The sequence below is a fragment of the Bacillus luti genome (assembly GCF_009739945.1).
GTDB classification, from domain to species: domain Bacteria; phylum Bacillota; class Bacilli; order Bacillales; family Bacillaceae_G; genus Bacillus_A; species Bacillus_A luti.
In genome coordinates this window covers 3273075-3283381 of sequence record NZ_CP040336.1, presented here as the reverse complement: position 1 = coordinate 3283381, position 10307 = coordinate 3273075, and the positions used below count along the sequence as shown (strand labels likewise).

Below are 10307 nucleotides of genomic sequence, written 5' to 3'. Positions count from 1 at the left end.
CATGGAACTGGCATCTTAACAATCCAAAGGGCTATGAGGATCGAGGAGGAAAACGTTGATGATATATCAAACAATCCAGCAGTTAATTGATCGTGCTATTGAAGCTAAATTGATTGAACGAGAAGATGAAATATATGTAAGGAATAAAATTCTTTCCCTGCTTCGCTTAGATGATTTTGTAGTGGAAGTGTCAGCGTCTGTAAAGAAAGAAATTCCGGAATTATTAGAAGAATTAATTGAATATGCTTGTACGCATGAAATTATTAAGAAAGTATTTGATGAGAAAGAGATTTTAGCAAGCGTAATTATGGATGTCTTTATGTCCAAACCATCCGCTATTAATGCATTATTTTATGAGAAATACGAACAAGATCCGATGACTGCGACAGATTACTTCTATGAATTAAGTAAAAATAGCAACTATATCCAAATGAAGCAAATTGCTCAAAATATAAATTACAAAGTAAAAACGGAATATGGTGCCATTGACATAACGATTAACTTATCGAAGCCGGAAAAAAATCCGGAACAAATTATGAGAGAAAAAGCATTGGAAAGTAAGAACTACCCAAAATGTTTACTCTGTATTGAGAATGAAGGATATATGGGCAGAATTGGACATCCTGCACGTTCGAACCACCGTATGGTTCATATGAATCTTGCAAACGAAAGGTGGTTTCTGCAGTATTCTCCGTATATATATTACAATGAACACTGTATTGTATTGTCCGCAGAACACCGAAATATGAAAATTGATCGTCAAACGTTTATGCGTTTATTAAAATTTGTAGAAAGATTTCCCCATTATTTTCTTGGATCCAATGCAGATTTGCCCATTGTAGGAGGATCTATTCTAACCCATGATCACTATCAAGGTGGGAAATATGAATTTGCTATGGAAAAAGCACTGAACGACTTCGACTTTGAACTAGCTGACTTTTCAGGAATTCAATGTTCTATTGTCAAATGGCCTATGTCAGTTATTCGTTTAAGGAGTGAAGACTTAGAACAATTAGTAAATACGGGTGAGTACATACTAGGTAGATGGAAGGGGTACAGTGATTCTTCTGTTAATATATATGCTTTTACAAATGGAGTTTCACATAATACGATTACACCGATCGCACGCTACCGGAATGGTATGTACGAATTGGATCTAGTTTTGCGAAACAATCGTATAAGTGAAGAGCATCCGCTCGGCATTTTCCATCCTCATGAGGACGTACAGCATATTAAGAAAGAAAATATTGGCCTAATTGAGGTAATGGGATTAGCTGTACTTCCTGCTCGTTTAAAAACAGAGCTTCAGGAAGTGAAAAAGTTCTTGCTTGATATTCCATGTGATATTCCAGCGTATCATATACTGTGGGCGGAACAATTAAAACTTCAATATGGCAATAGGATAAATGAACAAAATGTACAGGAAATTGTAAGAGAAGCAGTTGGACAGAAATTTGTACAGGTGCTTGAAGATGCTGGTGTTTTTAAACGAGACGAAGAAGGGATATCGGCGTTTAAACGTTTCATTCAGACTTTAAAGTAGGTATGGACAGAGGTGCATGGTCCTAACGATACATTTGAAAGTGTCCATTTATTTGATGAGGGAGGAAATAATATGGAGAAGTGTGAGCATAAGGAACTACGAGAATTGAAACAAATGGGTGGTCCTATATTAATGGTGTGTATAAAATGTAATCAAATTCTTAAAGTACCATATGCAAAAATAAAGTGAAAAAACAATTAGAGGGGTATGAATATTTTGTGTAAATGGTTTTGTAGCAAAATGATAGTGCCAGTCTATAACGATACTTTTTAATAGGGTTCAAGAGGGAGAAGTATTGCAAATTTCGCAGAATTATCTTTAACGAATGTACGAAAGAACGTGTGAATGTAGGAATTGGAGCCGCAAGTGTGGCGAGAAATTACTTTAGCTGTGCCTTTATTAAATGAAGCCTCATTAGTTATTTGTTGAAGAATTTCAATAGTTGTTTGCAGAATAAGAAGAGTGTCTCATATATCGTAATGAGGCACTTTTTTAGTGTACTTTAAAAAATTTATGAAAAGGATTGACTTATCTTCTTGTTGTAACTATAATGATTACGTCGAGGTGGTGATTACGATGAAAATTAGTAGCCGCTTTTCTATAGCAGTTCATATTTTATCTATCTTAAAAAATAATCCATCTTCACTTTGCACTTCAGACTATATGGCTGAAAGTGTCAATACAAATCCAGTAGTCATTCGTAAAATTATGTCGTACTTAAAACAAGCTGGCTTTGTTTACGTAAATCGAGGTCCAGGTGGTGCAGGTTTATTAAAGGATTTACATGAAATTACATTGTTAGATGTGTATCATGCAGTGAATGTGGTAGAAGAAGACAAACTATTTCATATTCATGAGCAACCAAATCCAGATTGTCCAATTGGTGCGAATATTCAAGTTGTATTAGAAGTTATTTTGATTCAAGCACAAGCCGCGATGGAAGAAGTTTTGAGAAATATTACGATGGCGCAGTTGTTTGAATCGTTGCAAGAGAAAATGAATGCTTAAATCATGTTTATATTTTTTTGATATAAATGTAACTGTTTCGGTTACAACTATAAAGGTAAGGTGTAAAATTTATGACTGTAAAAATGAAAGTATACTCAGATTTTATATGTCCATTTTGTTTTTTAGCAAAAGGTCCATTAGATGAAGTAGCGAAAGAGAAAGATGTAGAAATCGAATGGATGCCATTTGAATTACGTCCAAGTCCATATTCAAAAATAGACCCTTGGAATGAACCAGATAAAATAGGTTCATGGGATGCATTCATTCTTCCTACAGCGAAGAAGTTAGGAATTGAAATGCGATTACCACGTATTTCACCGCATCCATATACACATTTAGCTTTTGAAGGATGCCAATTTGCGAAAGAGCATGGACTTGGAAATGAATATCATCACCGTGTATTCACAGCGTTTTTCCAAGAGGAACAAAATATTGAAGATATTGATGTTTTAACAAAATTAGCTGTAGAAGTAGGACTTTCTGAAGCGGAATTTAAAGATGCTTTAGTAACTCGTAAATATAAAGAGAAACATCAAGAAGCAATTCAGCACGCCTATGATGAAGCAAATATTATGGCTGTTCCAACGGTCATGATTGGAGATGAAGTCATTCAAGGGCTTGCTAGTAAAGAAACGCTACAAAGAGTCATTGATAAAGAAATTGAAAAGGAAAAAACAAATTCATTTGAAGGTATGCAGTGTAATACAGATGGATATTGCTAATTCAGTTGTTATGAAATAACAAAATAAATTATAAAATAAATATTTGGAGGAATTAAAATGTCAGCAACTACAACAAACTTAAAAGAAGCAATCGTGAACCGCCGTTCAATTCGTAAAGTAACAAAAAACGACGCAATTACGAAAGAAAGAATTGAAGAGGTTTTAAAAACAGCTTTACACGCACCAACATCTTTCAATATGCAAAGTGGCCGTATGGTCGTATTAATGGACGGAGAACATGAAAAGTTTTGGGATATCGTTAAAGAAACACTAAGAGCCCGCGTACCAGCAGAAAACTTTGAAGCGACTGTAGAAAGACTAAAAGGTTTTCATGCAGGTGTAGGAACAGTTCTATTCTTTGAAGATCAAGCAACTGTAGAAAAAATGCAAGAAAATGCACCATTATATAAAGATCAGTTCCCATTCTGGTCTCATCAAGGAAATGCAATGTTACAACATACTGTGTGGATGTTATTAGCTGCTGAAGGAATTGGAGCGTCATTACAACACTATAACCCAATCGTAGATGCGGAAGTAAAAGAAACTTGGAACATTCCAGCAGAGTGGAGTTTAGTAGGACAAATGCCATTTGGTGAAGCAAATGAACAACCGGGAGAAAGAACATTCTTACCTACTGAAGATGTAGTGAAATTTTATTAAGAAATAGAATATAAAACGAGAAGGGAGCTGTGCTTAGAAACAGCTTCCTTTTTTGTATGGGTGTTAATTTATGTGCATTTAGGGAAGAAATATAAGAAATAATCCTGTGAGAAGGGAAGCGGAAAAATGAATGATGAGAAACAGTATACAGTGGTAGGTACTGATGTGGAGGAAGTAAAGCGTTTAAATAAAAATTCAGGGTTAACTTATAATCAAGTAAAGGAATTATTAGCAAAGCGAATGCAAAAAAGAAATAAGTAAATTGAATTCCTTCATTTTTTCATTTAGCATTTTAATTAGAGAGGGTTATAAGGATAACTCTCTTTTCTAATATAATTGAGCAACTTTTAGAGTGGAGGAAACAGCATGAAGAAATGGGTAAAGATAATGTTGTCTATCGCTGGAGGTATTGTCTTATTAGCATGTACGGGTGGATATTACGTGTATAAAAATTATTTTCCAAAGGAACCTGAGCGTATTGTATATGATAAAGAAAGAGTGTTAAAACCGATACATAATCAGCTTAAAGAGATCAATATAGAAAATATAAAGATAAAAGAAAAAGAAGTTGTAAATGCAACTGTAGATGAGCTACAAAAAATGATTGATGATGGAAAGTTATCGTACGAAGAATTAACGGGAATTTATCTTTTTAGAATACAAGAACATGATCAAAACGGAATATCATTAAATTCTATTACAGAGATCAATCCTGACGCGATAGAAGAAGCAAGAAAGTTGGATCAAGAGCGGGGAAGAAACAAAAAGTCGAACTTATACGGCATGCCTGTTATCGTAAAAGATAATGTGCAAACCGCAAAAGTTATGCCGACAAGTGCAGGAACTTATGTATTAAAAAATTGGATTGCAGATGAAGATGCCACTATAGTGAAGAAATTGAAAGGCGAAGGCGCTTTTATTTTAGGAAAAGCAAATATGTCGGAATGGGCGAACTATTTATCCTTTACAATGCCAAGCGGATATAGCGGGAAAAAGGGTCAAAATTTAAATCCTTACGGTCCGATTACATTTGATACATCGGGATCAAGTTCAGGGTCTGCTACAGTAGTTGCGGCAGATTTTGCACCACTTGCAATTGGGACAGAAACGACAGGGTCTATTGTCGCTCCAGCAACGCAGCAATCAGTAGTTGGATTACGTCCATCTTTAGGTATGGTGAGCAGAACGGGAATCATCCCTTTAGCTGAATCACTTGATACAGCAGGCCCCATGGCAAGAACGGTAAAAGAAGCGGCAATGTTATTTAATTCAATGGTAGGTTATGACGAAAGAGATGCTATGACGGAGAAAATGAAAGACAAAGAGGGTATCGATTATATAAATAATTTGTCAATAGATGGATTGAAAGGGAAAAAGATAGGGATTCTTTTTTCTGTAGATCAACAAGATGAAAATAGAAAAGCGGTAGCAGAAAAGATTAGAAAGGACCTTCAAGATGCAGGTGCAATATTGACTGATGATATTCAGTTAAACGCTGAGGGGGTAGATAATCTGCAAACATTAGAATATGAGTTCAAACATAATGTTAACGATTATCTTTCACAGCAAAAAAATGTGCCAGTAAAATCGTTAGAAGAGATTATTGCGTTTAACAGTAAGGATAGTAAAAGACGAATAAAATACGGACAAACATTAATTGAGGGGTCTGAAAAATCTGCTATAACGAAAGAGGAGATTGAAAAAGTAGTACAAACGAGTCAAGAAAATGCAAGAAAAGAGCTAGATATGTATTTAGTAAAAAAAGGCTTAGATGCTCTAGTCATGATTAACAACGATGAAGTACTTCTATCAGCTGTAGCTGGTTATCCGGAATTAGCGATTCCTGCTGGATATGATACAAATGGAGAACCAGTAGGTGTAGTATTTGTCGGGAAGCAGTTTGGTGAAAGAGAACTTTTCAATATTGGATATGCGTATGAACAGCAGTCTAAAAATAGAAAATCACCTAAGTTGTAATAGAATATGCGAAAAAAATGGACTTCACAGAAATATATTAGTAGGCTGATTTCAAAAGAATCTAACAATATGAAAAGAAAAAAAGGATTCTTCCCAATTAGTAAGAAAGATTGTCTATAGAAGTTCATAAAATGTAATAGTATTACAATGAATACGTACGTTTTGTCATATATTCAATTTCCATCCACTGAAGGGGGAGGTTAATTCTTAATGAATGAAGTGAAAAATTTTTTTCGAAGTAGAGGGTTTCAACGGTTTCTCGTTTTAATAATAGTAGCGCTTGTATTATATGGGTTAAAAAGTATGATTAATTTAATATTAATTACGTTTATACTGACATTTTTAATGGATCGGTTCCAACGTTTTATATCAAAAAAATTGAATGTGAATCGAAAAATTGTTATCGCATGTTTGTATATAATATTAGTGTCCTTTATCGGCACAACATTGTATAAATATTTACCAGTATTAACGATACAAATTTCACAATTGATTTATCAATTTAAGCTCTTTTTTCAAAATCCACCTGATAATGAAATCATTAAATATGCACTTTCAACAATCAATGGAATGGAAGTATCAAAATATATAGAACAAGGTGTAGATGTTATATATCAATCGATAGCAAACATAGGCAAGGTAAGTTTACAAATATTATTGTCTCTAATTTTAAGCTTATTTTTCTTATTAGAAAAAGAGCGTATTATTACATTTACTTCTAAGTTTAAAGATAGTAGGCTAAAGATTTTTTATGAGGAGATTGCATATTTTGGTGAAAGGTTTGCAAGATCGTTCGGTAAAGTAATTGAAGCGCAGTTTTTAATTGCGGTTGTAAACTGTATTCTTACTGTGATTGCATTAATCGTTTTAGGATTTCCACAGCTACTCGTATTAGCTGTTATGATTTTCCTACTAGGATTGATTCCGGTTGCAGGTGTAATCATTTCTTTGTTTCCACTTTGTATTATTGCTTATAATGTAGGTGGAGTTATATACGTATTATACATACTTGTGTTCATTACAGTCATCCATGCTCTTGAAAGTTATTTTTTAAATCCGAAGTTTATGTCTGCGAAAACAAATTTACCGATCTTTTATACATTTATGATTCTCATCTTTTCAGAGCATTTCCTCGGAATATGGGGACTTATTATCGGGATACCAATCTTTATCTTTTTCTTAGATGTACTTGATGTAAATAATGAAGAAGCGATTAAAAAGTAATAGAAAATAACCGATGTTTACAAGGAACGAAAACATCGGTTATTTTTTATCTGGAAACATGTTAATTGATAGAAGGTAATACAGTAAAAACGGACAGAATGCTACTGATTTAAGCTTCACTTTATTCTTTCTTAGCCGGTGGAAGTTTAATGAATGTATTGGCTATTAAGGCTATAATAACAGCAGTAAAAAGAAATAATGCGATTATGCTAATTCCCATACCTGCCCACCCACCAATAAGGAAGATACTTATCGGTATTGTTAATAAGCAAATAATAAGTAGAATGAATCCGAGATTTTTGTCATATTTTTTAGTTGGAAATAGGGTTCTGATGATTAAAAAGAGGAAAAGTATTAAGGATGAAATAGCTAATAAAAGGATTACAATTGTCCAAGAATCATTCATAAAATCACTCCCTTCTATTATGGATAATATTATGGTTTAGAGTGAGGATGAACAATAAAAAAGCAATCCAAAGTAAATTGGATTGCTTTTTTGAATATAAGATTAAAGAACCGGAGCCATTGTTTCTTTTAATACTTGGACAGAGTGATCGAATTTTAATTCTTCGTCTTCACTTAATTCTACTTCTAAAATTTCACGAACACCACCGCGATTTAAAACAGCAGGTACGCCAATATAAACGTCTTTTTGGCCGTATTGACCTTCTAAGTATGCTGAGACCGTTAACACACTATTTTCATCGTTTAAAATTGCTTTCGTAACACGTAGGAGTGACATACCAATACCATAATAAGTTGCACCTTTTCGCTCAATAATATGGTAAGCTGCGTCACGAACGTTTATGAAAATTTTGTCTAAATCTTCTTGCGTATATGTGTTGTCTCTATCAAGAAGCGTTTGTAGTTTTTGGATACCAACTGATACATGACTCCAAACTGGGAGTTCAGTATCGCCGTGTTCTCCAATAATATAAGCATGAATGTTGTGTGGACCAATATTGAAGTACTCACCTAACATGTAACGGAAACGAGCAGAATCAAGTGTTGTACCAGAACCGATTACGCGTTCTTTCGGTAAGCCAGATTCTTTCCAAGTTACGTAAGTTAAAATGTCGACAGGGTTTGTTGCGATTAAGAAAATACCATCAAATCCGCTATCCATAATGCTGCGAACGATTTGTTTAAAGATTTTAGCGTTTTTTTCAACTAAATCTAAACGTGTTTCACCTGGCTTTTGTGGTAATCCAGCCGTAATGACTACAAGATCAGCATCTTTACAATCTTCATAGCTGCCTTTCCATACTCTAGTTGGAGCTGGCGCGAATGGAACAGCATGACTTAAGTCCATTGCTTCCCCTTCAGCTTTTGCCTCATTTACATCGACTAAAACAAATTCTTCAGCTACGGCTTGGTTAATCATGCAGTACGCATAACTACATCCAACTGCTCCTGTTCCTACTAATACAACACGGTTAATACCTTTTTTCATTTCAAAATTCCTCGCAATTTCATTAATTTTATTATGTAAGATAATACGTCTTACTTCTATAGAGTCATATCTAGTTTATTACATTTTATAAAAGATATTCAAGTATTTGAAAATGTATCCGTGCAATTCCTTGCACAAAACATAGGAATCAAATTAACCGAATATAATTCAGTAAAATCCTTTATAAAAGGGGAAAAGGGTATGCTGAAGCCATTAACGATAGAAAAAATGCTTCATATCATCAATGTAGGACTTGTAAAAACGAAAATGCCCAAACGCATTATAATTGCTGGTGCAGGGATTTCTGGTTTAGTCGCAGCATCTTTATTAAAAGAAGCGGGCCATACAATAACGATTGTAGAAGCAAATAACCGGATAGGTGGCAGAATATATACGATTCGTGAACCGTTTAGTGCGGGTTTATATTTTAATGCAGGACCGATGAGAATTCCTGAAACTCACGAGTTAACTTTAGCGTACATCCGTAAATTTAAGCTGCCGTTAAATCTTTTTATTAATAAAACTCCTTCAGATATCATTTATGCAAATCATATTAGAACGAGATTGAGTACGTTTGAAAAAAATCCAAGTATACTTAAATATCCCGTTTTAGAAAACGAAAAAGAAAAAACAGCAGAAGAGTTAATGTTAGAAGTTTTAGAACCAATACTTAATTTTATTAAAAAAGATCCTAATAAAAACTGGATTATCGTTGAAACAAAGTATAAAACATATTCACTTGGATCATTTTTAACAGAGTATTACTCAGATGGAGCAATAGATATGATTGGGGTACTTCTTGATATGGAAGCGTATATGGGAATGTCTTTAATTGAAGTATTACGTGAAATGATCTTCTTTACTTCAACGACGAAATATTATGAGATTACTGGCGGGATGGATGCATTACCAAAAGCCTTTTTACCGCAGCTAAATGAAAATATATTTATGCAGTATAAGGTTGGGGAAATTATACAAGAAGATAACAAAGTGACGATGCAAGTAAACCATGAACAAACGTTAGAGCAATATACAGTCACAGGTGATATTGCAATTGTTACCATCCCATTTTCGGCGTTACGTTTTGTTGAGATTCAGCCTTATGATTTATTTTCTTATTTTAAAAGGCGGGCAATTCGTGAATTAAACTATATAGCTGCGACTAAAATTGCGATAGAGTTTAAAAGTAGATTTTGGGAAAGAGCGGGCCAGTGTGGTGGGAAATCTATTACAGATTTGCCGATTCGATTTACATACTATCCAAGTTATGGGCTTCATACGCCAGGCCCAGCTGTAATTTTGGCTAGTTATACGTGGGCGGATGAGGCGTTAACATGGGATAGTCTTCCGCAAAGAGAGCGTATTCGTTACGCATTAAAAAATTTAGCAGAAATATATGGTGACATCGTCTATAGTGAGTTTGTTACAGGTACATCATTTAGCTGGAGTCAAAATCCGTATTCTTGCGGAGCATTTACAGCTTTTGAGCCGGGTCAAGAGCTAGAGTTATTTCCGTATATTGCGCCGCCAGCTGGAAAAGTGCATTTTGCAGGTGAGCATACGACATTAACACACGGATGGATGCAAGGAGCAATTGAATCTGGAATTAGAGTTGCGTATGAAGTAAATGAACAGTGAATCTAGTAGTTGTATTTACAAATGATTGTTCTTTTAATAAAATGATAAATATAAATCGTAATTATTACGCTTTGAATACGTT

At 34.3% G+C, this 10307-nt stretch carries 10 protein-coding genes; 8 read left to right on the top strand and 2 right to left on the bottom strand.

The features are described 5' to 3' along the window. Positions 1–58 precede the first annotated feature (58 nt). The 7 genes from galT to EUC40_RS16695 all read left to right on the top strand — a co-directional run bounded on the left by galT (position 59) and on the right by EUC40_RS16695 (position 7134). The gene (galT, locus tag EUC40_RS16720; RefSeq protein ID WP_156576042.1) at positions 59–1543 is read left to right on the top strand and encodes a UDP-glucose--hexose-1-phosphate uridylyltransferase; all 1485 of its coding nucleotides are present in this window, start codon (positions 59–61) and stop codon (positions 1541–1543) included. A gap of 576 nt (positions 1544–2119) precedes the next feature. Further along, a complete protein-coding gene (locus EUC40_RS16715) occupies positions 2120–2551 on the top strand; it encodes an Rrf2 family transcriptional regulator (protein ID WP_156576041.1) in 432 nt (143 codons plus the stop codon). Positions 2552–2622: 71 nt separating this feature from the next. Beyond that, positions 2623–3273 carry a DsbA family oxidoreductase gene (locus EUC40_RS16710; RefSeq protein ID WP_151628142.1) on the top strand — a complete coding sequence of 217 codons (651 nt, stop codon included), beginning with the start codon at positions 2623–2625 and terminating at the stop codon, positions 3271–3273. 57 nt (positions 3274–3330) lie between these two features. Beyond that, entirely contained in the window at positions 3331–3933 is a 603-nt protein-coding gene (locus tag EUC40_RS16705; RefSeq protein WP_156576040.1) for a nitroreductase family protein, read from the top strand. 126 nt (positions 3934–4059) lie between these two features. Further along, positions 4060–4194 carry a hypothetical protein gene (locus EUC40_RS27440; RefSeq protein ID WP_280115230.1) on the top strand — a complete coding sequence of 45 codons (135 nt, stop codon included), beginning with the start codon at positions 4060–4062 and terminating at the stop codon, positions 4192–4194. Positions 4195–4299: 105 nt separating this feature from the next. Beyond that, positions 4300–5910, top strand: a complete 1611-nt coding sequence (locus EUC40_RS16700) for an amidase family protein (RefSeq protein WP_156576039.1) — start codon at positions 4300–4302, stop codon at positions 5908–5910. A 210-nt stretch (positions 5911–6120) separates the two neighbouring features. Then, positions 6121–7134 carry an AI-2E family transporter gene (locus tag EUC40_RS16695; RefSeq protein WP_156576038.1) on the top strand — a complete coding sequence of 338 codons (1014 nt, stop codon included), beginning with the start codon at positions 6121–6123 and terminating at the stop codon, positions 7132–7134. A 121-nt stretch (positions 7135–7255) separates the two neighbouring features. On the opposite strand, the gene EUC40_RS16690 is transcribed toward EUC40_RS16695, so the two are convergent. Further along, positions 7256–7540 carry a YesK family protein gene (locus EUC40_RS16690; protein ID WP_071712483.1) on the bottom strand — a complete coding sequence of 95 codons (285 nt, stop codon included), beginning with the start codon at positions 7538–7540 and terminating at the stop codon, positions 7256–7258. A gap of 102 nt (positions 7541–7642) precedes the next feature. Then, positions 7643–8587, bottom strand: a complete 945-nt coding sequence (locus EUC40_RS16685) for an L-lactate dehydrogenase (protein WP_000715324.1) — start codon at positions 8585–8587, stop codon at positions 7643–7645. A 201-nt stretch (positions 8588–8788) separates the two neighbouring features. Between EUC40_RS16685 and EUC40_RS16680 the strand changes: the two genes are divergently transcribed. Further along, a complete protein-coding gene (locus EUC40_RS16680) occupies positions 8789–10225 on the top strand; it encodes a flavin monoamine oxidase family protein (RefSeq protein WP_156576037.1) in 1437 nt (478 codons plus the stop codon). Positions 10226–10307: the final 82 nt, after the last annotated feature.

Bases quoted from the DNA above. Each gene is read 5' to 3' on its own strand.
- galT (WP_156576042.1), top strand. From the start codon at position 59: ATGATATATCAAACAATCCAGCAGTTAATTGATCGTGCTATTGAAGCT.
- EUC40_RS16715 (WP_156576041.1), top strand. From the start codon at position 2,120: ATGAAAATTAGTAGCCGCTTTTCTATAGCAGTTCATATTTTATCTATC.
- EUC40_RS16710 (WP_151628142.1), top strand. From the start codon at position 2,623: ATGACTGTAAAAATGAAAGTATACTCAGATTTTATATGTCCATTTTGT.
- EUC40_RS16705 (WP_156576040.1), top strand. From the start codon at position 3,331: ATGTCAGCAACTACAACAAACTTAAAAGAAGCAATCGTGAACCGCCGT.
- EUC40_RS27440 (WP_280115230.1), top strand. From the start codon at position 4,060: ATGAATGATGAGAAACAGTATACAGTGGTAGGTACTGATGTGGAGGAA.
- EUC40_RS16700 (WP_156576039.1), top strand. From the start codon at position 4,300: ATGAAGAAATGGGTAAAGATAATGTTGTCTATCGCTGGAGGTATTGTC.
- EUC40_RS16695 (WP_156576038.1), top strand. From the start codon at position 6,121: ATGAATGAAGTGAAAAATTTTTTTCGAAGTAGAGGGTTTCAACGGTTT.
- EUC40_RS16690 (WP_071712483.1), bottom strand. From the start codon at position 7,540: ATGAATGATTCTTGGACAATTGTAATCCTTTTATTAGCTATTTCATCC.
- EUC40_RS16685 (WP_000715324.1), bottom strand. From the start codon at position 8,587: ATGAAAAAAGGTATTAACCGTGTTGTATTAGTAGGAACAGGAGCAGTT.
- EUC40_RS16680 (WP_156576037.1), top strand. From the start codon at position 8,789: ATGCTGAAGCCATTAACGATAGAAAAAATGCTTCATATCATCAATGTA.